Annotated in this window: 25 protein-coding genes and 1 pseudogene; 18 read left to right on the top strand and 8 right to left on the bottom strand. The window is 71.2% G+C overall.

The window, feature by feature from the left end:
* Window positions 1–19: 19 nt before the first annotated feature.
* From J2S63_RS01310 to J2S63_RS01300, 3 genes are all read right to left on the bottom strand, one after another.
* Entirely contained in the window at window positions 20–1,294 is a 1,275-nt protein-coding gene (locus tag J2S63_RS01310) for an HNH endonuclease signature motif containing protein (RefSeq protein ID WP_310297568.1), read from the bottom strand.
* Window positions 1,291–1,530: a hypothetical protein gene (locus J2S63_RS01305; protein WP_310297566.1), complete on the bottom strand. Its 240-nt coding sequence runs from the start codon at window positions 1,528–1,530 to the stop codon at window positions 1,291–1,293. The genes J2S63_RS01310 and J2S63_RS01305 overlap by 4 nt, the downstream gene beginning before the upstream one ends.
* 90 nt (window positions 1,531–1,620) lie before the next feature.
* Window positions 1,621–2,748, bottom strand: coding sequence for a DUF6544 family protein (locus J2S63_RS01300; RefSeq protein WP_310297565.1), 1,128 nt, complete (start codon window positions 2,746–2,748; stop codon window positions 1,621–1,623).
* A gap of 103 nt (window positions 2,749–2,851) precedes the next feature.
* On the opposite strand from J2S63_RS01300, the gene J2S63_RS01295 reads away from it, so the two are divergent.
* The 6 genes and pseudogenes from J2S63_RS01295 to J2S63_RS01270 all read left to right on the top strand — a co-directional run bounded on the left by J2S63_RS01295 (window position 2,852) and on the right by J2S63_RS01270 (window position 7,413).
* Window positions 2,852–3,877 carry a hypothetical protein gene (locus J2S63_RS01295; protein ID WP_310297563.1) on the top strand — a complete coding sequence of 342 codons (1,026 nt, stop codon included), beginning with the start codon at window positions 2,852–2,854 and terminating at the stop codon, window positions 3,875–3,877.
* Between the two features lie 61 nt (window positions 3,878–3,938).
* Window positions 3,939–4,079, top strand: coding sequence for a hypothetical protein (locus J2S63_RS01290; RefSeq protein WP_310297561.1), 141 nt, complete (start codon window positions 3,939–3,941; stop codon window positions 4,077–4,079).
* Complete coding sequence (locus J2S63_RS01285; RefSeq protein WP_310297558.1) at window positions 4,076–5,218, top strand: N(5)-(carboxyethyl)ornithine synthase; 1,143 nt, start codon at window positions 4,076–4,078, stop codon at window positions 5,216–5,218. The genes J2S63_RS01290 and J2S63_RS01285 overlap by 4 nt, the downstream gene beginning before the upstream one ends.
* A 96-nt stretch (window positions 5,219–5,314) precedes the next feature.
* Window positions 5,315–5,746 carry a DUF5994 family protein gene (locus J2S63_RS01280; protein ID WP_310297556.1) on the top strand — a complete coding sequence of 144 codons (432 nt, stop codon included), beginning with the start codon at window positions 5,315–5,317 and terminating at the stop codon, window positions 5,744–5,746.
* Window positions 5,743–6,518, top strand: a pseudogene (locus tag J2S63_RS01275) (SPFH domain-containing protein). The gene J2S63_RS01280 and the pseudogene J2S63_RS01275 overlap by 4 nt, the downstream one beginning before the upstream one ends.
* A gap of 34 nt (window positions 6,519–6,552) precedes the next feature.
* Window positions 6,553–7,413 (top strand): alpha/beta fold hydrolase, encoded by an 861-nt coding sequence (locus J2S63_RS01270; protein ID WP_310297554.1) that lies wholly within the window; start codon window positions 6,553–6,555, stop codon window positions 7,411–7,413.
* A 42-nt stretch (window positions 7,414–7,455) separates the two neighbouring features.
* On the opposite strand, the gene J2S63_RS01265 is transcribed toward J2S63_RS01270, so the two are convergent.
* Genes J2S63_RS01265 through J2S63_RS01255 form a run of 3 tightly spaced genes read right to left on the bottom strand, consistent with a single transcriptional unit; the run spans window position 7,456 to window position 10,102 of the window.
* A complete protein-coding gene (locus tag J2S63_RS01265) occupies window positions 7,456–8,685 on the bottom strand; it encodes an alpha/beta fold hydrolase (protein WP_310297551.1) in 1,230 nt (409 codons plus the stop codon).
* Entirely contained in the window at window positions 8,682–9,452 is a 771-nt protein-coding gene (locus tag J2S63_RS01260) for an IclR family transcriptional regulator (RefSeq protein ID WP_310297549.1), read from the bottom strand. The genes J2S63_RS01265 and J2S63_RS01260 overlap by 4 nt, the downstream gene beginning before the upstream one ends.
* Entirely contained in the window at window positions 9,449–10,102 is a 654-nt protein-coding gene (locus J2S63_RS01255) for a hypothetical protein (RefSeq protein ID WP_310297547.1), read from the bottom strand. The genes J2S63_RS01260 and J2S63_RS01255 overlap by 4 nt, the downstream gene beginning before the upstream one ends.
* A 100-nt stretch (window positions 10,103–10,202) precedes the next feature.
* Here J2S63_RS01255 and J2S63_RS01250 point away from each other — a divergent pair, with 100 nt between their 5' ends.
* From J2S63_RS01250 to J2S63_RS01195, 12 genes are all read left to right on the top strand, one after another.
* A complete protein-coding gene (locus tag J2S63_RS01250; RefSeq protein WP_310297545.1) occupies window positions 10,203–11,318 on the top strand; it encodes a catechol 2,3-dioxygenase in 1,116 nt (371 codons plus the stop codon).
* 14 nt (window positions 11,319–11,332) lie between these two features.
* Window positions 11,333–12,229, top strand: a complete 897-nt coding sequence (locus tag J2S63_RS01245) for a catechol 2,3-dioxygenase (protein ID WP_310297543.1) — start codon at window positions 11,333–11,335, stop codon at window positions 12,227–12,229.
* Window positions 12,230–12,239: 10 nt separating this feature from the next.
* Window positions 12,240–13,343, top strand: coding sequence for a histidine phosphatase family protein (locus tag J2S63_RS01240; RefSeq protein ID WP_310297541.1), 1,104 nt, complete (start codon window positions 12,240–12,242; stop codon window positions 13,341–13,343).
* A gap of 8 nt (window positions 13,344–13,351) precedes the next feature.
* Entirely contained in the window at window positions 13,352–14,455 is a 1,104-nt protein-coding gene (locus tag J2S63_RS01235) for a PEP/pyruvate-binding domain-containing protein (protein WP_310297539.1), read from the top strand.
* A 76-nt stretch (window positions 14,456–14,531) separates the two neighbouring features.
* Window positions 14,532–16,346, top strand: coding sequence for a PEP-utilizing enzyme (locus J2S63_RS01230; RefSeq protein ID WP_310297538.1), 1,815 nt, complete (start codon window positions 14,532–14,534; stop codon window positions 16,344–16,346).
* A gap of 40 nt (window positions 16,347–16,386) precedes the next feature.
* A complete protein-coding gene (locus J2S63_RS01225) occupies window positions 16,387–17,643 on the top strand; it encodes a Rieske 2Fe-2S domain-containing protein (protein ID WP_310297536.1) in 1,257 nt (418 codons plus the stop codon).
* Window positions 17,636–17,932: a hypothetical protein gene (locus J2S63_RS01220; protein WP_310297534.1), complete on the top strand. Its 297-nt coding sequence runs from the start codon at window positions 17,636–17,638 to the stop codon at window positions 17,930–17,932. The genes J2S63_RS01225 and J2S63_RS01220 overlap by 8 nt, the downstream gene beginning before the upstream one ends.
* Window positions 17,932–18,600, top strand: coding sequence for an HAD-IA family hydrolase (locus J2S63_RS01215; RefSeq protein WP_310297532.1), 669 nt, complete (start codon window positions 17,932–17,934; stop codon window positions 18,598–18,600). Before J2S63_RS01220 ends, J2S63_RS01215 begins: the two co-directional genes overlap by 1 nt.
* Window positions 18,584–19,552: a PDR/VanB family oxidoreductase gene (locus tag J2S63_RS01210; protein WP_310297531.1), complete on the top strand. Its 969-nt coding sequence runs from the start codon at window positions 18,584–18,586 to the stop codon at window positions 19,550–19,552. Before J2S63_RS01215 ends, J2S63_RS01210 begins: the two co-directional genes overlap by 17 nt.
* Window positions 19,549–20,355, top strand: a complete 807-nt coding sequence (locus J2S63_RS01205; RefSeq protein WP_310297529.1) for a 2-keto-4-pentenoate hydratase — start codon at window positions 19,549–19,551, stop codon at window positions 20,353–20,355. The genes J2S63_RS01210 and J2S63_RS01205 overlap by 4 nt, the downstream gene beginning before the upstream one ends.
* A 2-nt stretch (window positions 20,356–20,357) precedes the next feature.
* Window positions 20,358–20,561, top strand: coding sequence for a tautomerase family protein (locus J2S63_RS01200; RefSeq protein ID WP_310297525.1), 204 nt, complete (start codon window positions 20,358–20,360; stop codon window positions 20,559–20,561).
* On the top strand, window positions 20,558–21,997 hold the full coding sequence (locus J2S63_RS01195; protein ID WP_310297522.1) for an aldehyde dehydrogenase: 1,440 nt from the start codon (window positions 20,558–20,560) through the stop codon (window positions 21,995–21,997). The genes J2S63_RS01200 and J2S63_RS01195 overlap by 4 nt, the downstream gene beginning before the upstream one ends.
* Before the next feature lie 2 nt (window positions 21,998–21,999).
* Here J2S63_RS01195 and J2S63_RS01190 read toward each other — a convergent pair whose 3' ends face one another.
* Both J2S63_RS01190 and J2S63_RS01185 read right to left on the bottom strand, forming a co-directional pair.
* The gene (locus J2S63_RS01190) at window positions 22,000–22,296 is read right to left on the bottom strand and encodes a DUF1330 domain-containing protein (protein WP_310297520.1); all 297 of its coding nucleotides are present in this window, start codon (window positions 22,294–22,296) and stop codon (window positions 22,000–22,002) included.
* A 261-nt stretch (window positions 22,297–22,557) separates the two neighbouring features.
* Entirely contained in the window at window positions 22,558–23,130 is a 573-nt protein-coding gene (locus tag J2S63_RS01185) for a hypothetical protein (RefSeq protein ID WP_310297518.1), read from the bottom strand.
* Window positions 23,131–23,137: the final 7 nt, after the last annotated feature.

Genomic DNA, 23,137 nt, shown 5'->3' with positions numbered 1-23,137 from the left:
CGCGTGCACGAACGCGTCGTCAGTCCAGGGGGTAGGTGCCGGTGGCGGTGACGAGGTAGGCGTGGCCGAGGGGTGAGTCCCAGCGGTAGGCGGCGGGTGGTCCGCCGCGGTCGGCGGTGGAGGTCACGGGTGGGTGCTGCTCGTCCTCCCGGTGTGGGTCGGGCCAGCCGATGTCGAGGTCCCAGGGGTCGGTGACGCGGCGGTAGGTCCAGTGCCCGTGGGTCTTGGCTCGGTGGTGGTGTCGGCAGAGCTTGGCGAGGTTGTGGTTGCTCGTCTGCCCGGGTGGCCCGCCGTCGTCGGGGTCGAGGTAGGCCTCGGTGTGGTCGAGGTCGTAGCGGCCTCGGTTGGTGCAGTAGGGGAACACGCAGCCGTGGTCGCGTTCGTCGACCAGGGCGCGGAGGTGGGCGGGGGCTTCGTAGGCGTCGACGGCGTGGTGGTGGTTGAGGTCGATCACGGGGGTGACCTGCACGCGTGTGCCGGGGGCGAGGTCGGCGAGCCACTGCTCGACCGCGGCCCGGCTGACCGGTGACGCGGCGTGGGGCAGGCCGCTCGCCTGGATCCTTGCGACGTCGGTGGAGGTGTGCAGGTGCAGGTGGATGGGGCGCTCGACCCCCAGCGGGCTCCGCACCCGGGTGGCCCGGTGGGGCCGGCGACGCGGCACCAACTCACTGTCCTCGGTCTCCCCGGTCTCCCCGGTCTCGGCGTTGATGACGGCGTCGGCGGAGTGGGACAGGTCGATCGCATGCTGCGGGTCAGCGAGGATCCCGATGGCCTTGGACATGCGGACCAGCTCGGGGGAGTCGTCGCCGAGGATGCCCAGCTCGGTGGCCGTGGCCTTGAGCGCGTCACGGAAGGCCAGGCCGTCGGGGACCGAGGCGAGGCCCTCGAACCGCATGGTGCCGTCGGGTCGGCTGCCCTGCAGGACGGGATCATCGAGGTCGTCGGCCCCGTGCTCGAAGTCGAACCACACCCCCCGCTTGTCACTCGCGGCCTCGGCCTCGGCCGCGGCACGGTCGGGGTCGAAGCGCAGGACCGCGGCGGCGGCGGCGTTCTTGATCCGGGTCACCGACAGGCTGGTGGCGAACGGGGCGAGGTTGCGGTCGACCCAGTCCGCCGCCTCCTCCGGCAGGGTCCGGGTCTGCTGGGCCACGGTGCGGGCCTTCCACGCTGGACACTTCCCGGCGTGGACGCGGGCCCAGCAGCGGGGCAGACGCTCACGGAGCTCCAGGGCGTCCTCGGTCAACGACCGCGCCGCGGCGTGGCTGGTGCGCAGCGCGGTGGCCAGCTCGGTCACGCAGTACTCCTCGACCGGCACCCCGGACATGCGAGGGTGTCGCCGTCGAGGACGACCGTGTCGGCGCGGTGCAGGTCGGCCCACTCGGTGACAGAGGACAGCTTGCGGGCCTCGGCCGCCTCGATCGTGCGCTGCTCGGCACGGACCTCCGACAGCAGCACCTCACGGCGCCACCCACGACCCTGGGACGTCAGGTCCTCAGGGGCGGGGGCGGTGAACCCGGCGGTCGCTGTCATGACCTCATCCCACCAGGACCCACCGACATTCCTGGTTCTGCTGACAGCCGTCCTCTCGCTGCTCGACCAGCAGTGTGTGCGTGCAGCAGGTCAGCTGGGGTTGTAGGTGAGGTCGTCGACGACGAAGTCGATGTAGGCGAAGCGGCCCTCGGGTGCCGGTGCGTCCCAGACACCCTGCCCCTCGACCGCGAGGCGACGACCGTGCAGGTCGGCGTAGTGCTGGAGGGGCGTGCTCCACGGCTGGTCGAGGAAGCTCTGCCCGTCGGAGGACGCGCGGGACCGGTCGCGGCTGACGAAGTCGACCAGGTCACCGGCCTCGTCGAAGGTCAGGTCGGCCGAGACCCGGTGGCCGTGGGCCGTCAGCGTCCCCCGCACGTGCCGCGCGTCCAGCACCTCCCAGGCAACGGGAGCGTCCACGAGGGCGGCAGGGGCCAGGACGAGGAGGTCGTTGAAGATGGTGACGGTCTCGCTGCGGTCCATCTCCGGGCCCCGCGCCCGGACGACGGGTACGACGTCCAGCAGCTCGGCACGCATCGTGGCGGCGTGCTCGTCGAACACGTGGAGCACCGAGACGGGCAGGCCGCGCATGGTCGCGTCGATGTGGAAGACCCGCTGCGGCACCTCGCCGAAGGTGTTGACCTGCTCGCCGTGGAAGGGCATCCAGGCGTCGTCGGGTCCGCTGCGGATGCGTCCGTGCACGTCGGCGTGCAGGCTCGTGACGCGCGGCCGGCCGACGGCGCCGGAGCGGCGCACGTAGGTGGCGACCGGCTCCGGGAGGCGGGCCAGGTCGGCCTCGGTGACGACGCCGGCGGTGTGCGGCGTGCGGCTCAGCGCCACGTGGGCTTGGCGGTCGAACTGGGCGGCCTGGCTCCCCGGGCCGAGGGAGGCGAAACCGTAGGCAGAAACCAGGACCAGGACGAGGTTGGCCGCCGTGCCTGCCTTGGCGTCAGCCCAGCTGCTCACGATCGCGACCTCCGAGACGACGGCCGCGGCTCCGGCCAGGACCCACCGCCAGTCTGGTCCGCCCAGGGCGACCGTGGCCGCGGTGGCCAGCACGAGCACGGTCGCCGCCGACCACAGCACGGCCGCGGCCGGCGAGACGTCCTGGGTGAGTGCGGGCACCTCGGCCCACCCGAAGCCCTTGACCACGCCGAGCAAGTGGATCAGCCCGTGCACGGTGAGCAGCAGGACGACGGTCCAACGGACTGCGGTGGTCATGGCAACGCCTCCTCGGGCACGAGCCCCCGCACCTCCAGGCTCCCACTCCTGCCTCCGGCGGGCGCCGTGATCCCGAGCACGTCCCACGCGTACGGTTCACCCCGTGACCGCGACCCCGAGCCGACCTCGCGCCCAGCTGCTGCTCGACGCCCAGGTGCGTCACCACCTCGACCGGCTGACCGGCGACCGTCTCGAGGGCACGGTCAGGGACCTGGCCACCGGCCTCCTGGCCGCATCGGAACGGCACCGCATCGAGGACCTCGTCGACCGCGCGGTGGTCACCGACATCGTGGCGCGCGCCCTCGCGACGGTGCCCGGCAGCAGTGCGGTGCGGGAGATCGTCGAGCTCGCCGCGGACGTGCTGCACGAAGGACCGGCTGAGCCGCACCCGCTGGGCGAGCTCGTCCACCGCGAGCGCGTCGAGGTCCTGCTCGACGAGCTGCTCGCCCTGCACCCGGTGCTCGAGCGTGCGCTCGACCGCCTGAGCGACGGCCCACTCGTCGGCACCGTGGCCACGCGCTTCATGGGCCGTGTGGTTGGCGAGGTCGTCCAGGCCAACAAGGCCGTCGCCGGCAAGGTCCCGGGGCTGGGCTCGCTGGTGTCGCTGGGCACCAGCGCCGCGAGCCGGGCGATGGGCGCTGCGGACAAGCAGGTCGAGGCCCTCGTCGGGGGCGCGGTCGGCAAGGGCGGGACCTTCGCCGTGCGCCGGCTCAACAAGATCCTGGTCGAGACGCTGCGCGACCCCACCACCCGCGAGGCGCTCCTGGAGGTCTGGGACCTGGTCGCCCAGGAGCCGGTGGAGGGGCTGGGGGACTACCTCAGCAGGGAGGAGCTGGCCGGGGTGGTCACGGCCGGGCACGACCTGGTGACCAGCGCGGCGGCGAGCGAGCACGCGGGACGGGTGGGCGAGGTGGTCGTCGCCGCCTTCTTCGACCGGTTCGGTGACCGCACACCCACCCAGCTGCTCGACGAGCTCGAGATCAGCAGAGACGACGTCGTCGACGACCTCGTGCGACTGGCCCCGGGCGTGGTCGGTGAGCTGCGCGAAGGCGGGGACCTGGAGCGGCTCGTCCGCTCCCAGCTGGAGCCGTTCTGGGAGTCCGACGAGGTCGCCGCGCTGCTGGGGTGAGCCGAGCGGCGTACGGTGGTGGGACGGGAGCCGTTCAGGCCCTCCTCTCAGAGAGATCCCCATGAGCGACAAGTCGCCGCGGCAGAGCGCATCGAAGAAGTCCGACAAGACCCTCAAGCAGAAGCGCGCGGACAAGCGCGACAAGGCCACCGCTGCGACGGAGAGCCTCGCCGACAAGCTCCACCACGACAAGCGCAGGTGACGCTGCTGCGGCTCGGGGTGGTCGGGTCGTCGGCCAAGGAGAACGAGCGCCGCCTGCCGCTGCACCCCGATCACCTGCCGCTCCTCGACGCCGACCTGCGCGAGCGGATCACCCTCGAGCACGGGTACGCCGAGCGGTTCGGCCTGAGCGACGCCCAGCTGGAGGGCGTGGTCGCCGGCTTCGCCTCGCGTGAGGAGCTGCTGGCCTCCTCCGACGTCGTCCTGCTGCCCAAGCCCCAGCTCGAGGACGTGGCGGCCCTGGAGCCCGGGCAGGTGCTGTGGGGCTGGCCGCACTGCGTGCAGGACACCGAGCTCACCCAGCTCGCGATCGACCGGCGACTGACCCTCATCGCGTTCGAGGCGATGAACCACTGGACCCGCGACGGGGCGGTCGGGCTCCACGTGTTCCACAAGAACAACGAGCTCGCCGGCTACTGCTCGGTGATCCACGCGCTCCAGCTGGCCGGCCTCACCGGGGACTACGGACGGCGCCTCAGCGCCGTGGTCATCGGGTTCGGTGCCACTGCCCGAGGGGCCGTCACGGCCCTCAATGCGCACGGGATCCACGAGGTCGCGGTGCTCACCCATCGAGGGGTCGCCGCAGTCGGCGCGCCCATCCACTCGGTGCGGATCCGCCAGCTCGACCACGAGCCCGGCGGGGAACACCTGAGCCACGTCATCACCGAGCGCGGCCGCGAGCCGCTGGCGGCGTACCTCGCGGAGAACGACGTCGTCGTCAACTGCACGCTCCAGGACCCTGAGCACCCCTTGGTCTACCTCAGGACCGACGACCTCGCCGGGTTCCGGCGCGGCAGCGTGATCGTCGACGTGTCCTGCGACCTCGGCATGGGGTTCTCCTGGGCGCGGCCCACGACCTTCGACGAGCCGACCTTCGAGGTGGGCGACCACGTCCTGTACTACGGCGTGGACCACAGCCCGTCCTACCTCTGGAGCTCGGCGACCTGGGAGGTCAGCAGTGCGGTCGTCCCGTTCCTGCGCCGGGTGCTCGAGGGACCCGAGTCCTGGGAGGCCGACGAGACCGTCCGGCGAGCGATCGAGGTGCTCGACGGCAAGGTGCTCAACCCCGCCATCCTCGCGTTCCAGGGGCGTGCCGACGTGCCGCCGTACGCCCTCGTGTGAGCGGGCGGAGGCGAAAACCGGAGTAGACTGAGGGTGACACCCGGTCGGGAAGCCTCATCAGGATCCTTCCCTCGACCCGGTCGGAAGGCGGACGTCATGACGACGTCGAACCACATGTCCCGGCCCCTTCGTCTCCACCTGGCCCCCGACCCCTCGGACGGCCTTCTGGACGGCGCGTGGTGGCCCTACTCCCACGACCTCGAGACCGAGCTGGCCGACCTCGTCGACCACTTCCCGCCCGAGGTCGGACGCGTCAGCCGGGTGCTGTTCTCCCGCCCGGACTGGCAGACCCATCCGCGTCACATCCAGGTCGGACGCGGGATGATGAAGACCGGATCGTTCCCCAGCGACGACTCCCACGTCGTCCTGCTCAAGCTCGCCCGCGAGCAGCAGCTCAAGGTCATGGTCATCCCGCCGGAGACCACGCCGGACGCCGCCGAGCAGCTGGTCGCCGAGGCGCTGGCCCCCACCAACCGGCGATCGGCCCCCGAGCTGATCGCGCACGCCCGGGGGAGCATGTCGTCATGAGCACGGCGGCAGGCTGGGCGCTGGCCACCCTCCTGGTCGTCGTCGTGGTCGGCCTCTCCCTGGCGGTCCGGATCGTCAAGCAGTACGAGCGCGGCGTGCTGTTCCGGCTCGGTCGTCTCGTCGGCACCCGCGAGCCCGGGCTACGGCTGATCATCCCGGTGGTCGACGTGCTGCACCGGGTCTCGCTGCGGATCGTCACGATGCCGATCCAGTCGCAGGGGATCATCACGCGCGACAACGTCAGCGTGGACGTGTCCGCGGTCGCGTACTTCCGCGTGGACGACCCGGTGAAGTCGGTGATCGCGGTCGAGAACGTCAGGGCCGCCATCGACCAGATCGCCCGACCACGCTGCGCAAGGTGGTCGGGCAGCACACGCTCGACGAGACGCTCTCGGAGACCGACCGGATCAACCTGGACATCAGGCGGATCCTCGACATGACCACCGTGGATTGGGGTGTCGAGGTGACCCTGGTCGAGCTCAAGGACATCCAGCTGCCCGAGGGCATGAAGCGCGCGATGGCCAAGCAGGCCGAGGCCGAGCGCGAGAAGCGGGCCAAGATCATCAACGCCGAGGGCGAGTCCCTGGCCGCGGCGGCGCTCGGAGACGTGGACAAGAACACCACGGTGGTCTTCGCTGCGCCCCTGATGAGCACGATCGGCGAGCTCGGCGCGTTCCTGGCCAGGGAGTCCGAGGCCGCAGCCGCGTCGTCGTCGACCGGCGTCCCCGTCCAGAAGGTGGTCGCCGGACGCGTGCGCACCCCCGTCGTCTGAGGGCCGGCGCGACGTCGTGCGGCAGGCTGGGGGCGTGACCAGCCGACTGCTCGACGCCCTGCCCACGCACCAGGTCGGGGCGCTGCAGTGGGGACCGCCCGAGGGCCCGCTCGTCGTGGCCCTGCACGGCTTCCCGGACTCGGCCTGGACCTGGCGCCGGGTCGGGCCGTTGCTCGGCGAGGCGGGGCACCGTGTCGTCGCGCCGTTCCTGCGTGGCTACGCGCCGTCGGGGATCCCGTCGGACCACGACTACTCGGTCCGAGCGCTCGCCGCCGACGCACGCGCCTTCCACCGGCTGTACGACGGGGACGAGCGGGCCGTGCTCGTGGGTCACGACTGGGGCGCGATCGCGGCCGCCGCGGTCGCGGGCGACCCGCGGTCGCCGTACGCCAAGGTGGCGACGCTCGCCGTCCCGCCCCTGGCCTGGGTGAACCCGACCCGGGCGACCATCGGTCCCTGGGCGGCGGCGGTCGTCCGGCAGCCGTTCCACTCGTGGTACATCGCGCTCAACCAGGTCCCCGGTGTGAGCGAGCGGGTCTTCGCCCGCCTCACCAGGCGTCTGTGGGCCGACTGGTCACCGGGGTACGACGCCACCGACGACCTCGCCCACCTCGCCGACGCCGTGCCGGACCGGGCCCACGCGAGGGCGGTGGTCTCCTACTACCGCGCCCTCCTGAGCGCCGGAACCCGCGACGCGCTGGCCGAGCCGGTGGTGCCCCTGCTGCACCTGCACGGCGACCGGGACGGTTGCCTCGACCCGCGCTTCCACGTCGTCCTCGAGGCGCGCGTCGCGCCACCGGCGGAGGCCGTGCTCGTCCCCGACGCGGGCCACTTCCTCCAGCTGGAGCAGCCCGACGTGGTCGCCGGGCACCTGCTGCGGTTCCTGGCTACCTGACCCGCGAGAGGAGCCCGTCGACACGCGCATCGAGGCCGGCACTCAGGACAAGAAGTCGATCACCAGCTCGTTGAACATGTCCGCGTGCTCGATCTGCACCCAGTGGCCGCAGCCGTCGAACACGTGCAGCCGTGAGTCGAGGACCAGCTCGCGCAGGCGCTCGGACGACGACAGGGGGATCACGCGGTCCTCGCGTCCGTGGACGACGAGCGTGCGGTGCGGGAGCTCGCGCAGCAGCTGCTCGTCGACTGCCAGCGCGTCGATGCTGCGCTGGCGCGGCGCCGGGAACATCTTCCGATAGGCCTCGTGGACGCCGGGCCGCGTCGCCGCCCGCAGGCGCATGGTGGCGAGGTCGTCGGTGAGCAGCGAGGTGTCGAAGGCGAAGACCTCGAGCAGCTCGCGCATCGCAGGCAGCGACGGCTCGAAGCCCCACACGCGTTCGAGACCAGGGGTGAGGTCGAAGCTGGTGCCGACGCTGCCCATGAGCACCAGCCGATCGACCCGCTCGGGATGCCGCGTGGCCAGGTGCAGCGCCAGGGCACCACCGAAGCTGTTGCCGATCACGGAGACCCGCTCTAGCTCCAGCGCGTCGAGGTAGCCCACGAGGTGGTGGACCCACGTGTCCACGTCGTACGACGTCCCGGGCGGCTTCTCCGTGTAGCCGAAGCCGAGCACGTCCGGGGCGACGACGCGGAACCGCTGCGCGAGGGCGGGGAGGGTGAGTCGCCAGTTGGCGTAGGCGCTGACCCCGGGGCCGGACCCGTGCACGAGGAGGACGGGCGAACCGGACCCCTCGTCGTGGTGGTTGGTGCGGATGCCTCCTGCGGAGACGGTCTCGCCGATCTCGGGGTTGGTGGCGACAGCGGTCACGGCGGACCTCCTCGGGGGAGCGGTGGCAGCGGCGGCCAGCAGCCGCTCGCGCATGGACAGGGGCGCTGCCGGGGCGGGCACGAGGGCCTCGACCCAGCCGTCGACGACGCGGGTGGGGTAGACCGAGGCCGACTGGCGCGGACGGTCGGTGCAGCGTCCCGAGGCCAGGTCGAACCGCCAGAAGTGGCCGGGGCACACGAGCTGTCCGTCCTTCACGATCCCGCCGGAGAGCGCGATGTCGCGGTGGGGGCAGCGGTCCAGCATCGCGACCGGCTCGCCGGACGCCGGCCGCACCACGCACACCCGGTCGCGGTCCTGGCCCGAGTCGCCGACGAGCACGCCGTGCGGCTGGTCGGGGAGCAGGTCGTCCTCGGGGCAGACCCGCTCCCACGCGCCGGTCACGGTCTCCACCCCAGCCCGGACGAGATGTGGGTGGCGGTCTCGATCACCGGCCGCGCGAGGTGGGGCAGGCCGGCGTCCACGTCCTCGACGTACACCGCGACCGAGACCGATGCGACGACCCGGCCGACCGGGTCGCGGACCGGGGCCGCGATCGAGCACATGCCGGGCTGGGACTCGCCGCGGTTCTCGGCGTAGCCCTGCCGTCGTACGGCGGCGAGCTCGGTCGCGAAGGCGCGCGGGGACGTGATCGACCGGGGTGTCTTGGGCGTGAGCCGCAGGCGCGCCAGCGCCCGCTCCTGCTCGTCGGGAGGGAGGAAGGCCAGCAGCACCTTGCCGCTCGACGTCACGTGGGCGGCGTTGCGAGCGCCGACCGAGCGGAACAGCTGGATCGCGCCCGGGCCCTCGCGGCGCTCGATGTAGAGCACGTCGCCACCTTCGAGGATCGCGATGTGGAGCGTGCCCGGGGTCAGCGCCCGCAGCCGGTCGAGCGGGATGGTGGCGGCCTCGTGCAGGCGCTGCGCGGTCTCGGCGCTCGCTCCGAGGGACCGCATGGTCGTGGTGAGGCGGAACAGCCCGGTCTCCTCGACCTTCTCCAGCAGGCCCTCCTCGACCAGGGTCCAGATCACGCGGTGCGCCGAGCTCTTCCCCACCCCGACCCGGCCGGCCAGCTGGGTCACGCCGAGCTGGGTGCTGTGCTTGTCGAACTCGCGCAGGATGCGGGCGGCGGTCGCGACGCTGGAGAGCCGGGTGGCCAGGGGCCGCGTCATCGGCGCCCCACCCGGGCGACGACCGCGTCCAGCACGTCGGCGGCGGACGTGCCTGGCTCCGGCTCGATCCCGGCGAGCTCTCGGCCGAGGAGTGCTGCGGCGTGGTCGAGGCCGAGCGCGGCGCAGGTGCCGAGCTCGTCGACGAGTCCGGTCCGGTGGGGGAGCAGCACCCGCAGCCGCTCGAGCTGGCGCACGGTCCGCGCGTGCTGGTTGGCCAGCGCGACACCGGTGTGCTGCGCGTGGTGCGCGTCCAGTCCGCCGCCCGGCTCGACGGTCAGGTGGTAGACGGTGCCGGCGACGCCGAGCACCCGTCGTACGTCGGCGGGGGAGTCGTCGCCCAGGACGCCCAGCGCGGGCAGGACGGTCGGGTCGTAGAAGCGGGTCGTCCAGGACGTCCCACCGTGCTCGTCGGTGATCGCGACCTCGTGCGGAGCGCCGGCGGGCAGCGGGGTCGTCACCGCGACGAGGTGCAGACGACGGGCCGCCGCGGCCGCCACGGTCAGCTGGTCGGCGGCGACCAGGGGGAGGGTCGCGCGCACGCCCGGTGGCAGGTGCTTGACGTGGTCGAGGTACGTCGCGTGGACCGTCCAGACGTAGTCGCGCACGAGCTGCCGCATCCCCTCGGGGCCGGTCGGTGCCTGCGCGTCCATGACCCCAGCCTGTCCCGCTGGAGCGAACAGCGCCACCTTCTGTTCTGCATGGCGGAACGGGCTATGGGCAGGCGTGGACCCCCGGCCTAACGTCCGTTGCATGACATCTGTGAACGGCGTCACAGCCCCACTCGGCGGGCCTGACAGCGAGGGCGGCGCCCACGTCGACCTCGCCGAGGGCACCCCGGCAGGCACCCGCCGGGTCACCGCCCCGTGGGCCCCGCCCGACGGGACCCCCCGTCGCGACCCCTCCGACTCGCGCCAGGCGGGCCGCGCCACCAGCATCGGCCGGCCGCGCGGCGTCCTCCGCCTCGGCCACGTCGACGTCACGGTCACCGACCTCGACCTCGCGACCGCCTACTACACCGGCGTGATGGGCATGGAGATCACCGCCCTGACCGAGGACAGCGTCTACCTCAAGTGCTGGGACGAGGAGGACCACCACTCGCTGCGGCTGCGCTACGCCCCGCGCATGGGTATGGACCTCATGTCGTTCAAGGTCCACCACGAGGACGACCTCGCCGAGCTCGAGGACAAGGTGACCCGCTACGGGTTCCCGGTCGAGCGCCTCGGCAAGGGCGAGTCCCTGGGCCAGGGCGAGTCGATCCGCTTCTTCACCCCGAGCGGCCACGTGATGGAGCTCGTCGCCGACGTGGAGAAGGTCGGCACCACCAAGCCGCGCCACCTCCCCGACAAGGCCAGCGACGACCAGCCCTTCCCGCGCGACTTCATCGCCCCGCCGCGCATGGACCACATGCTGATCAACGCGGAGGAGGTCGGCGAGTCCACCCGCTTCTTCATGGACGTGCTCGGCTTCCGCATCACCGAGCAGCTCCTCGACGGCAACGGGCACCAGCTCGGCACCTGGCTGGAGCGCTCCCACTCGCCGCACGACCTCGCGATCGTGCAGGGGCCCAACGGAGGCCTGCACCACTTCGCCTTCTGGCTCGACGACTGGGACGACGTGCGCGACGCCGCGGACGTCCTTGCCTACAACGGGATCCAGCTCGACGTGGGTCCCACCCGCCACGGCATCACCCGCGGCTCGACCATCTACTTCTTCGACCCGCTGGGCACCCGCAACGAGGTGTTCACCGGTGGCTACCGACCCGATCCCGACTTCCCGACCGTCACCTGGACCGAGGACAACATCGGCCGCGCCGTCTTCTACTACGAGGGCGAGGTCAACGACCGCTTCCTGAGAGTGCACACCTGATGACCATCCTGCGCATGTCCCACATCGAGCTCCGCGTCCCCGACCTCGAGCTGGCCACGGCCTACTACGAGGAGGTGATCGGCATGGTCGAGACCGGCCGTGACTCCTCCCGGGTCTTCCTCAAGTGCTGGGACGAGCACCAGCACCACAGCGTGGTCCTCACGCTGGAGCCCACGCACGGCGTCAACCACTTCGGGTTCAAGGTGACCGACGAGGGCGACCTCGACCACTACCAGCAGCGGCTCGAGGCGGCCGGCGTCGCCGTACGTCGCTATCTGGCTGACGAGTGGGCACCCGGGCACGGCACGGCGATCCGCTTCGAGCTCCCCAGCGGCCACGAGATGGAGCTGGTCTACGGCATGCAGCAGGTCGGCAACCTGCTGCCGCAGACCAACCCGCCGCCGCGTCCGATGGGCCTGGTCGGCATCGCGCCGCCGCGCGTCGACCACGTCTTCCTCACCGCCGAGGAGGTCGACACCAACACCCGCTTCCTCATCGAGCACCTCGACTTCCGCCTCACCGAGCAGGTGATGGGCGACGACGGCTTCCAGATCGCCAGCTGGCTCGAGGTCTCGCACCGCTCGCACGACATCGCCTTCATCACCGGACCCAACCGGGGTCTGCACCACTTCGCCTACTGGGTGGACGGGTGGAACGACCTGCGCAACGCCGCCGACGCCTGCGTCTACCACGGCGTGCACATGGAGACGAACCCCACGCGGCACGGCGCCACCCGCGGTCAGTGCCTCTACTTCTTCGACCCGGTCGGCAACCGCAACGAGATGTTCACCGGTGGCTACTGGGTGGACCCGGGCTCCGAGCCGATCACCTGGACCGAGGCCGAGATGGGACGCGCGATGTTCTACTACGACGGCGTCGTCAACCAGCAGTTCCTCACGGTGCACAGCTGAGGCCGGCGCGATGACCATCGAGACGCACTCCGACGCACCCGAGTCGACCGAGTCCCCGCAGTCGCAGTCCGCGAACCTCCCGCGCACCGAGCGGCCGGACGCCCCGGCGTACCTCTCCCGCCACCAGGCCCGTCGGCGCAACGCCCCGGCGCCGGAGACGACCCCGGAGGCCACGCCCGAGGACGCCCCCGACGAGAGCGTGCCGCTCTACCTCCGCCGGTTCCGCGAGCGCGCGCACCGCGAGGAGACGATCGAGTACGACGGCAACGTCATCTCCGCGACCCGCGCCTGGGCCGACGTCACCCGCACCAAGGAGGTCGTCCCCGAGCGGCGCGACCAGCTGGCCGACGTCGACTGCGACATCTACCTCGTCCGCCACGGCGAGACGCAGGGCTACTCCTCGGAGTCCGGCCTCACCCCGCTCGGCTCGTGGCAGGCGCACCGCCGTGGTCAGGAGCTGGCCCGTCGGGTGGCGGACGGCCACAAGGTCGCACTGCTCAGCGCCCCCACCAACCGCGCCCGTCAGACCGGCGAGCACCTGCGCCGTGGACTGCTGGACAACCTCCGGCTCTTCGGCCGCGACGCCGAGATCGGCGAGCTCCACGACAGCCCGGACTTCCGCAACTTCGAGGTGGCCACGCCCGCCGGTCCGCGCGACGTGACCAGCGCGTTCCGGCTCTACCACCGCGAGATGGAGAAGTACGAGCGCCTCGGCCTCGGCGAGCGTCCCGGCTGGCTGGTCGACGTCGACCGGTTCTGGGGCATCCAGCAGGGCGGCGGCGACCCGATCACGCACTGGCTCACGATGCCGATGATGTACTTCGAGCCGCCGGTCTCCTGCGTGCGTCGCTTCTGGCGCGGCATCCTCGCGGCACACGAGAACACGCAGGCCCGCAGCGTCGTGGTCGCCACCCACTCCGGCCCGATCCGCGCCTTCGCCACGCTCGCCATGGGCTACGACCCGGGCGAGCCGTTCAACACCGAGTTCGTCCGCGTGCGCCTGCTCTCCGGCGGTCACACGGCCCTGGTGCTCTACCGCAACCGGGTGCAGGAGGTCTCCGTCCCCGACCTCGACGCCCTCCCGCCCACCAACGACGCCCGATTCCAGGAGTGACCGCAGTGATGACCGACTCCGTGACCGCTGTCGTCTTCGGCAGCCTCGCCTCCGAGCAGCACACCAAGGTCGGCGGCAAGTGCGCGTCGCTCGCCACGATGAGCCAGGCCGGCATGCCCGTGCCGCCCGGCTTCGCCGTGCTGACCGAGGTGTTCGCCGACGCCAAGGAGGCGAGCGGCCTCATGCCGCGCCTCAACGAGCTGGTGGCGCACATCCACCCCGAGGACCAGGCGGCGCTCAAGGTCGGCGCCGAGGCGGCCCGCGAAATCGTGCTCTCCTGGGAGATCCCCGAGCGTCACGAGAACTGCATCCGCCGGATGTACGACGACCTGTGCACGCTGAGCGGCCTCGACCAGGTGCCCGTCGCCGTCCGCTCCTCGGCCACCGCCGAGGACTCGCCCGACGCGTCCTTCGCGGGCGAGCACGACACCTACCTCTGGGTCGTCGGGATCGACGACGTGCTCGACCGGATCAAGGCCTGCTGGGCGAGCCTCTACACCGAGCGCGCGATCGCCTACCGCAACCAGATGGGCTACGACCACGCCCAGGTCGACATGGCTGTGGCCGTGCAGAAGATGGTGCGCCCCCGATCGGCGGGCGTGGCCTTCACGCTCGACCCGACCAACGGCGACCGCTCGGGCATCTGCATCGACTCCGCCTGGGGATTCGGCGAGGGCGTCGTCTCCGGGGACGTCACGCCCGACAACTTCCTGGTGGACAAGGTGATGTGGACGATCAACCGCCGCACGCTCAGCCCCAAGACCCACGCGCACCTCCTGGTCGACGGCGTCGACGGTGGTCTCCCGAAGGTCGACCTCGTCGAGCTTCCGGAGGACCAGGTGCATGCGCCCTCGCTCACCGACGAGGAGATCGTGGCGATCGCCCGCATGGCGCGCCAGGCCGAGAAGCACTACTGCTGCCCGCAGGACATCGAGTGGGCCGTCGACGCGGACCTGCCCGACGGCGAGAACGTCGTGCTCCTGCAGGCACGCCCCGAGACGGTCTGGAGCAAGAAGAGCCGCGGCGTCCACGCCAAGGCCGACTCGATGGCCTCCATCGTCGACACGCTCGTGAACCCTCTCTACGCACGGAAGGGGTCCCAGCCCGCCTGACGGCGCACGTCACCGTCAGGCACCGACCCGCTCGGGCGGGATCCACTCCACCTCCCTGTCACACAAAGGAATGACCATGGCCGACCGTTTCGACAGCCCGTACGACATCCAGACACCTCCGGGCGCGGAGGGCTGGGAGGAGCTCTACAGCTACTCCTCGCTGTTCACCGAGTCGCGTCGCGACTACGAGGACGGCGGCTTCTGGTTTCACGACGGCGTGCACTGGCCGGAGGCGCTGACGCCGTGGGACACCACGCTGTTCGAGTTCGCGATCGCGTCGCTCTCGCAGTACAACACCCGGCACTACGTCATCCCGCCGGCGCTCGGCGTCGACTTCCGGATCCTCAACGGCTACGTCTACCTCAGCCCGGTGCCCGCGCCGATGGAGGAGATCGAGGGTCGCGTGCCGGAGTTCCTCGAGCGGGCGGGCCACTACTTCCAGAACTGGGACAGCCTGTACGACGACTGGCTGGTCAAGATCCGCGACCTCGTGCAGCAGCTGAGCGCGCTCGACCTCTCCGGCCTCCCGTCGCGCGAGCCGCTCGAGGTGATCACCTCCGGTGCGGGCCAGGGGTCGGGCAACCGCCTGCTGTCGGCCTACCACCGCCTGCTCGACCACGCGCTGACGCTGTGGCAGTACCACTTCGAGTTCCTCAACCTCGGCTACGCGGCCTACCTCGACTTCTTCGGCTTCTGTAAGGCGGCGTTCCCCTCGATCCCCGACCTGGCGATCGCCAAGATGGTCGCCGGGGTCGACGTCGACCTCTTCCGTCCCGACGACGAGCTCAAGCGCCTCGCCCGGCTCGCGGTCAGCTCGGGCGTCGACGACCGCTTCGACGTCGGCGCGATCGAGCAGACCTTCGAGAAGCTCGCCAGCGACGAGGTCGGCGCCGCCTGGATCGCGGAGTGGGAGAAGGCTGCCGAGCCGTGGTTCAACTTCTCGACGGGCTCGGGTTTCTATCACTCCGACAAGATCTGGATCGAGAACGTCGAGGTCCCGCTGGGCTACATCGCCGACTACATCGTCAAGGTCAAGGAGGGCGTCGACCTCAACCGCCCGGTCGCAGCGCTGCACGTCGAGCGTGACCGGGTCGTGGGGGAGTACCGCGAGCTCCTCGACTCCGACGAGGACCGCGAGGCCTTCGACGCCAAGCTGGGCCTGTCCCGCACGGTGTTCCCCTACGTGGAGAACCACAACTTCTACGTCGAGCACTGGGCGCACTCGGTGATCTGGCGCAAGATGCGCGACCTCGGCAACGTGCTCGTGGAGGCCGGCTTCATCGCCGAGGTCGAGGACGTCTTCATGTTCAAGCGGGCCGAGCTCTCCGACGTCCTGTTCGACCTCTACTCGGCCTGGGCGGTCGGCACCAAGCCCGCCGGCCCCGGTCGCTGGCCCGCCGAGATCGAGCGCCGCCACGGCATCCACGACGCGCTCAAGCAGTGGTCGGCCCCGCCGGCCCTCGGCATCCCGCCGGAGGTCGTCACCGAGCCGTTCACCGTCATGCTGTGGGGCATCACCTCCGACTCCGTGTCGGCGTGGCTGAGCTCCGGCGACGAGTCGGCCGACGGCTCGCTGAGCGGCTTCGCGGCCTCGCCCGGACTGGTCGAGGGCCCCGCGCGGGTGATCTTCTCCGCCGACCAGATCTCCGAGATCGAGGACGGCGAGATCCTCGTCGCCCCGCTGACCGCCCCGTCGTGGGCGCCGGTGTTCGGGAAGATCAAGGCGACCGTCACCGACGTCGGCGGCATGATGAGCCACGCCGCCATCGTCTGCCGCGAGTACGGGCTGCCTGCCGTCACCGGCACGGCCTTCGGCACCAAGACCATCAAGACCGGCCAGGTGATCCGCGTCGACGGCAACACCGGCAAGGTCCAGGTCCTCGACGACTGACCCCTTCCCCCTCGACCCCTTCGAAAGAGAGACACCACGCATGTTGACCGTCGAGCAGAACGAGGAGCTGACCAGTGTCGGCCCCGGCACCCGGATGGGCGAGCTGCTGCGCCGCTACTGGTACCCGATCGCCTTCGAGCAGGACTTCGACAAGAGGCCCAGCAAGACCGTCCGGCTGCTCGGGGAGAGCTGGACGCTCTACAAGACGCCGTCCGGCCGCTACGGGATCATCGGCGAGGCCTGCCCGCACCGTCGGGCGTCGCTGACCTACGGCATCGTCGACGACGAGGGCGTCCGGTGCGGCTACCACGGCTGGAAGTATGACTTCTCGGGCCAGTGCATCGAGCAGCCGGCCGAGAACGACAACACGACCTTCCGCGAGAAGATCAAGGCCAAGGCCGGGTCCGCCCAGACCCTGGGCGGGATGGTGTGGGTGTACGTCGGCCCGGGTCCCGCTCCGGAGCTGCCGCGGTTCGACGTCTACGTCATGGACGGCATCCGTGACATCGGCGTCGCCACGCTCCCGTGCAACTGGCTGCAGATCATGGAGAACTCGGTCGACCCGCACCACGTCGAGTGGCTGCACGGCGCCTACTTCGAGTTCCTCGGCCAGACCCAGGGCTTCGAGGCGCCGAAGTCCTTCCAGAAGAAGCACGTCAAGGTGGCGTTCGACGAGTTCGAGTACGGCATCATCAAGCGGCGCGTGCTCGAGGGCCACGGAGAGGACAACGACGACTGGGCCATCGGCCACCCGCTGATGTTCCCCTACGGCATGCGCGTGGGCGGCCAGTGGATCGACCAGATGCAGATCCGGGTGCCGATCGACGACACCACCACCTGGAAGCTCTTCTACTCCGTGCACCACCCCGAGGGCGGCACGTGGGAGCCGCAGGAGCGTCCGGTCGTCTACAACTACGAGGTCTTCGACGAGAACGGCGACTTCGTCACCGACTACGTCGAGGGCCAGGACGTCATGGCGTGGGTCTCGCAGGGCGCGATCACCGACCGCTCCCAGGAGCACCTCGGTCGCTCCGACCAGGGGGTCGCGATGCTGCGCAAGATGTTCAAGGAGGCCATGGCGATGGTCGAGGACGGCGAGGACCCGCCGGGCACCGTGCGCGAGAAGCACGACCGGATCGACCTGCCGTGCGAGAAGGACAAGTTCGGCGCCGGCACGGCCTTCGTCGACCAGTGGATCAACGGTGGCTCGATGCGCTACTCGCCGATCCGCGAGGAGCTGCTCAAGGTGCACCACGACGCGGCCGAGGCGCGGGAGAAGGCCGGGTCCGGTGCGTGACCTGGACCAGGAGGCACGACGGGCGGCCCACCACGGGCCGATGCCGGAGCTGCCGCCCGACCCCCACCGGCTGCCGCCGCCGGGGGACTGGTTCGCCTCGGACGCCGCGCACCACCTGCTCGACCGGCCGAAGTTCTGCCCCGGCTGCGGCTCGTCGCTGGAGCGTGGCCTGATCTCGGAGTGGTGGAGCGGTGAGGAGCGCATCTTCCTCACCTGGTGCGCGGAGTGCCGGTGGACCGGCAACGTCGTGCTCTTCCGTCGCGCGGTCATCGAGGAGGCGGAGCACTGATGAGCACGCCCGCGCTGGTCCTCGACTTCGGCGGTCCCGTCCTGCTCACGATCTTCGAGCTGGTCGAGCTCGAGCCGGACACGCCGGCCCACGCGCTGCTGCACGGACGTGGGCCGCTGGCGCAGCCCGGGTCCGACCCCGACTGGGACGACCTGCAGGCCGGCCGCATCACCGAGCGCACCTACTGGGCGCACCGGTCCGAGGAGTGGCACCAGGCGGGTGGCGTCGGCCGCGACATCCGAGCCCTTGTGGCGCACCTGTTCGAGCCGGCCCGGCCCGAGCTCATCCGCGACCAGGCGCGGGCGCTGATCCGCGACGCGCGGGCCGCCGGCATCCCGGTCAGCATCCTCACCAACGACATGAAGGCCTTCCACAGCGACCAGTGGCTCGCGGAGATGGACGTGCTCCGCGAGATCGACCTGATCGTCGACGGGTCGGTCGAGGGCTTCCTCAAGCCCGACCCGCGGCTCTACCAGCTGCTCGGCGAGCGGCTCGACGTCGCGCTGGACGACATGGTCTTCCTCGACGACCAGGCCACCAACATCCGCGGGGCCGAGGCGATCGGCATCCCGTCGGTGTGGTTCGACGTGCTCGACCCCGACGCGTCGTACGCGCAGGTGCGCAAGCTGCTCGGGCTGGAAGGAGAAGGCGATGGTCGAACAGCGTGAGGTCCGCGTCTCCCAGATGACCTGGGAGGCCGACGGCGTCCTGTCCCTGCGGTTGAGCCGGATCGAGAGCAACGACCCGCTGCCCGCGTGGGAGCCCGGCGACCACGTCGACGTCTACGTCCACGACGGCACCACGCGGCAGTACTCGCTGTGCGGTGACCCGGACGACCTGTCCTCCTGGCAGATCGCGGTGCTGCGCGAGCCCGAGGGTCGCGGCGGGTCGGCGTACGTCCACGACACGGTGCGTGTCGGCGACCGCCTGCTCGTCACGCGCCCGAAGCACAACTTCGTGCTCGAGGATGCGACCCACCACGAGCTTGTCGCGGGCGGCGTCGGGATCACGCCGATGATGGCGATGGCCGAGCGGCTGCACCGCGACGGACGCCCCTTCCACCTCACGTACGGCGGCCGCACGGCCTCGTCCATGGCGTTCCGTCAGCGGCTGGCCGCGCTGGGGGACCACGTGTCGTTCCTCGCCGAGGACCAGGACGGGCGGCCCGACCTCGAGACGCTCGTGAAGGACCTCCCGGACGGCGGTCTGGTCTACGTCTGTGGCCCGCTCCCGCTGCTGCGCGCGGTCCAGAAGGCGGCCGACGACGTGCTCGGGCCCGACCAGGACGTGGTGCGCTTCGAGCTGTTCAGCCGGGCGGGGATCGAGCCGGCCGAGAGCGCGTCGCTCGACGCCGACAGCTATGAGCTGGTGCTCACCGAGTCCGGCCACACGCTGCGCCTCAAGCCCGAGACCAACATCCTCGAGACCGTGCTGGCACTCGGCATCGAGGTGGAGAACGACTGCCGCGACGGCATCTGCGGCTCCTGCGTGACCCGCGTCCGTGAGGGCACCGTCGACCACCGCGACCTCGTGCTCACCAAGCGGGAGGCTGCCGCCATGGACCAGATGATGATCTGTGTGTCCCGACCGACCTGCCCGAGACTGGAGCTGGAGCTGTGACCCGCACCGACAAGGCCCCCGACCTCAGCTGGGACCTCGACTCCGTCGCCGCCGAGCTGCTGAGCTGCGAGGACGAGCGACGTGACCGCACACCCTTCACCGACGAGTGGCCCGAGCTCGACCTCGAGACCGGCTACGCCGTCCAGGACCTGGCGCTGGAGCTCAGGATCGCGCGCGGCGAGAGACTCGTCGGCGTCAAGCTCGGCCTGACCAGCAAGGCGAAGCAGGAGCGCATGGGGGTCGACGTGCCCCTGGTGGCGTGGCTGACCGACGCGATGATCCTGCCCGCCGGCGCGCCCGTCCCGCAGGACCGGCTGATCCACCCGCGCATCGAGCCGGAGATCGTGTTCGTGATGCGCGACCGGCTCGAGGGGCCGGGCGTGACCCGCGAAGCCGCGATGGCGGCCGTCGGCACGGTGCTGGCCGGCGCCGAGGTGATCGACAGCCGCTACCGCGACTTCCGGTTCAAGGCCGGTGACGTGGTGGCCGACAACGCCTCGTCAGGCGCCTATGCCACCGGGTCCGTCGAGCTCGCCCCCGCCGACCTGGACCTCGTCGCCGAGCGTGTCGGCGTCGAGGTGGACGGCGAGGAGGTCGACTCCGCGACCGGCGAGGCCGTGCTCGGGCACCCGGGCGACGCGCTCGCGCTGGCCGCTAACGAGCTCGCCAGGCGCGGGCGCGCGATCGAGCCCGGGTGGGTGGTCCTGACCGGTGGCATGACCGACGCCGTCCCCATCCCCTCGGGCACGACGGTGACGATGCGGTTCGCCCACCTGGGCTCGGTCACCGTCGAGGGTGGCTGACCATGCCCCTGATCGAGGTGACCATGGTCGAGGGCCGCACGCCCGAGCAGGTGCGTGCGCTGATCACCGGCCTGACCGATGCCGCGGTCGCAGCCGTCGAGGCTCCGCGCGAGACCGTGCGGGTCGTCGTACGCGAGGTGCCGGCGACGCACTGGGCCGCGGGCGACGTGACCATCGCCGAGCGGCGCGGGAAGGAGACGTCATGACCGACACGTTCTTCGGCCACGTCATCGACGGCGAGGAGGTGGCGTCGATCGACGGCAAGACCTTCGACGTCTGGAACCCGTGGAGCCAGGAGGTCTTCGCCCAAGCCGCCGAGGGCGGCCCCGAGGACGCCGACCGTGCCGTGACGAGCGCGCGTCGCGCGTTCGACGAGGGGCCCTGGCCGAGGATGGGACGCGCGGAGCGGGCCGGCCACCTGCACGCCCTCGCCGACCTGATGGAGGCGCGCGCCGACGAGCTCGCGACCCTCGACAGCACCAACATGGGCAAGCCGTTCGCCCAGGCCAAGCACGACGTCGGCCGGTCGGTGTGGAACTTCCGGTTCTTCGCCGACCACCAGCGCGACCACGTCGGCGAGGTCTACCCGATGGACTCGGGACACCACTCCTACAGCGAGTACGGCCCGGCCGGCGTCGTCGCCGCGATCAGCCCGTGGAACTTCCCGCTGATGATGGCGACGTGGAAGGCCGCGCCGGCGATCGCCTGGGGCAACACGTGTGTGATCAAGCCGTCGGAGGACACGCCCGCGTCGGTGACGATGCTGGGCCGCCTCGCCGTCGAGGCGGGTCTGCCGCCGGGCGTGCTCAACGTGCTCAACGGCCACGGCGCCCCGGCCGGGTCGTCGCTCACCGCCGACGAGCGCGTCGACCGGGTCACCTTCACCGGCTCGTCGCAGACCGGGCGACTGGTGATGGCGTCAGCCGCGACGCACCTCGCGCCGGTGTCGCTCGAGCTGGGCGGCAAGGGCGCCAACATCGTGTTCGACGACGCCGACCTCGACAACGCGGTGCACTGGGCGGTCGAGTCGATCTTCCGCAACTCCGGCCAGGTCTGCCTCGCCGGGTCGCGACTGTTCGTGCAGTCCGGCATCCGCGAGGAGTTCCTCGCGCGGTTCACCGCGGCCGCCGAGGCGCTCACGATCGGCGACCCGTTCGACCCGGCGACGAAGTTCAGCAGCCTCGCCAGCAAGCGGCACTTCGACAAGGTGGCGTCGTACGTCGAGGGCGTGGGGGACGACGGCGGCACGCTGTTGACCGGTGGGGTCGACGAGACCGGCCGCTGGCTCGTGCGGCCGACGATCGTGACCGGCCTGCCGTTGACCGCGCCGGCGTACTGCGAGGAGATCTTCGGGCCGGTCTGCGTGGTCAACACCTTCGACTCCGAGGACGAGGTCGTGGCCCTCGCCAACGACACGCGCTACGGCCTCAACGCGATGCTGTTCACCGAGAACCTCTCGCGCGCGCACCGGGTGTCCTCGCGCCTGCGAGCCGGGACGGTGTGGGTCAACTGCTTCTTCATCCGCGACCTGCGCACGCCGTTCGGCGGCGTCGGCGACAGCGGCGTGGGTCGCGAGGGCGGCGACTTCAGCCGCGAGTTCTTCACCGAGCCCAAGGCCGTGGTGATGCAGATCAGCCGCTGACCTCAGACCAGCGGCGTGGTCGGCTGCAGGACCGCCTCGACCAGCGCCTCGGTGCGCAGATGGGTGACCTCCTGGTAGGCGGGGTCGGCGACCATCTCGCTGAACGCGCGGCGGGTCGGGTAGCGCACGAGCAGCACCATGTCCCAGTCCTGGCCGTGCTCGGCGACCAACGGGGTCGCCCCGTCGCCCGCGTAGAGCACCTCGCCGCCGTACCTCGGGAGGAAGGTGGTGCGCAGAGCCTCGGCGTACTGGTCGTAGCTCGCGCGCCCGCCCTCGGCGAAGCGCAGCAGGTTGAGCATCACCACAGGGGTGTCGGGGTCGTCGGCGAGGAACTGCTGAGGGAGCGTCCGGTCGGGTCGATGGCCATGGACCCAAGTGTGGCAGCAGGGAATGATCCGGTCGCCGGCCCTGTTGTGACGGTCGCCGGTCCGCTACATGCCCCCGGGCCTCACCATCTGCCGCTTCGAGCGGCCACTCGCCGAGAGGCGGCTGTCGGGCCGGCGAGCAGCAGCGCGGAGCCACCCGCCGGGTAAGCCCCGGTCAGGGTGGCTCTGCGTCTCTCACTCGTGGTGCTCGCGCCAGGAGTCCGTCTCGTCCCAGGTGACGGCGAGCGCGTCGGCCCAGGTGAGGGCGGCCTCGTCCGGTCCGCCGACCACGAGCCAGAACAGGCCGCCGTGGTCGCAGACCATCGCCAGCGAGTCCTCGCGGTGACGCATGCGCTGCCGGCTCGCCGGCCAGCGCCACTCGCCGACGGGCAGCGGGTCGGTGGCCTCCAGGAGGAGCTCGGCGACGTCCTCGGTCTGGTCGTTGGTGCTGCGCCAGGCGGGGAAGTGGGAGGACAGGAACTCGAACGCCGCGTGGTGCAGCCAGAAGGCGGCCTCGTCCTCACCAGTGGGCATCCACGGCTTGCCCGGCGTGTTCTCGCGTTCGACGAACGCGCCGCGGTCGTCGCGGCCCCACAGCCAGACACCCTGGTGCTCGGCGACCAGCAGCTCGACGTCGCCGTCCCGTCCGGTGGTCGCCTGGTTGAACGACAGCAGCGGCCGGACCAGGTCGGCGGGGGAGCCGGCGAGGACGGGCCGGCGGGACCAGCGCGCGATCCAGTCCGTCAGGGTGGGCGACGGTCGGCTCATGCCGCAG

This window comes from Nocardioides marmoribigeumensis (assembly GCF_031458325.1).
Classification (GTDB): Bacteria; Actinomycetota; Actinomycetes; order Propionibacteriales; family Nocardioidaceae; genus Marmoricola_A; species Marmoricola_A marmoribigeumensis.
Note: the sequence above shows the minus strand (reverse complement) of the source record. Positions and strands in the feature narration are given on the sequence as shown.

Coding starts and splice junctions, on each gene's coding strand:
- J2S63_RS01245 (WP_310297543.1), top strand. CDS start 11,333: ATGTCCCACATCGAGCTCCGCGTCCCCGACCTCGAGCTGGCCACGGCC.
- J2S63_RS01215 (WP_310297532.1), top strand. CDS start 17,932: ATGAGCACGCCCGCGCTGGTCCTCGACTTCGGCGGTCCCGTCCTGCTC.
- J2S63_RS01280 (WP_310297556.1), top strand. CDS start 5,315: ATGACGACGTCGAACCACATGTCCCGGCCCCTTCGTCTCCACCTGGCC.
- J2S63_RS01260 (WP_310297549.1), bottom strand. CDS start 9,452: ATGACGCGGCCCCTGGCCACCCGGCTCTCCAGCGTCGCGACCGCCGCC.
- J2S63_RS01210 (WP_310297531.1), top strand. CDS start 18,584: ATGGTCGAACAGCGTGAGGTCCGCGTCTCCCAGATGACCTGGGAGGCC.
- J2S63_RS01185 (WP_310297518.1), bottom strand. CDS start 23,130: ATGAGCCGACCGTCGCCCACCCTGACGGACTGGATCGCGCGCTGGTCC.
- J2S63_RS01305 (WP_310297566.1), bottom strand. CDS start 1,530: ATGACAGCGACCGCCGGGTTCACCGCCCCCGCCCCTGAGGACCTGACG.
- J2S63_RS01230 (WP_310297538.1), top strand. CDS start 14,532: ATGGCCGACCGTTTCGACAGCCCGTACGACATCCAGACACCTCCGGGC.
- J2S63_RS01235 (WP_310297539.1), top strand. CDS start 13,352: ATGACCGACTCCGTGACCGCTGTCGTCTTCGGCAGCCTCGCCTCCGAG.
- J2S63_RS01240 (WP_310297541.1), top strand. CDS start 12,240: ATGACCATCGAGACGCACTCCGACGCACCCGAGTCGACCGAGTCCCCG.
- J2S63_RS01255 (WP_310297547.1), bottom strand. CDS start 10,102: ATGGACGCGCAGGCACCGACCGGCCCCGAGGGGATGCGGCAGCTCGTG.
- J2S63_RS01225 (WP_310297536.1), top strand. CDS start 16,387: ATGTTGACCGTCGAGCAGAACGAGGAGCTGACCAGTGTCGGCCCCGGC.
- J2S63_RS01195 (WP_310297522.1), top strand. CDS start 20,558: ATGACCGACACGTTCTTCGGCCACGTCATCGACGGCGAGGAGGTGGCG.
- J2S63_RS01190 (WP_310297520.1), bottom strand. CDS start 22,296: ATGCTCAACCTGCTGCGCTTCGCCGAGGGCGGGCGCGCGAGCTACGAC.
- J2S63_RS01250 (WP_310297545.1), top strand. CDS start 10,203: ATGACATCTGTGAACGGCGTCACAGCCCCACTCGGCGGGCCTGACAGC.
- J2S63_RS01290 (WP_310297561.1), top strand. CDS start 3,939: ATGAGCGACAAGTCGCCGCGGCAGAGCGCATCGAAGAAGTCCGACAAG.
- J2S63_RS01200 (WP_310297525.1), top strand. CDS start 20,358: ATGCCCCTGATCGAGGTGACCATGGTCGAGGGCCGCACGCCCGAGCAG.
- J2S63_RS01300 (WP_310297565.1), bottom strand. CDS start 2,748: ATGACCACCGCAGTCCGTTGGACCGTCGTCCTGCTGCTCACCGTGCAC.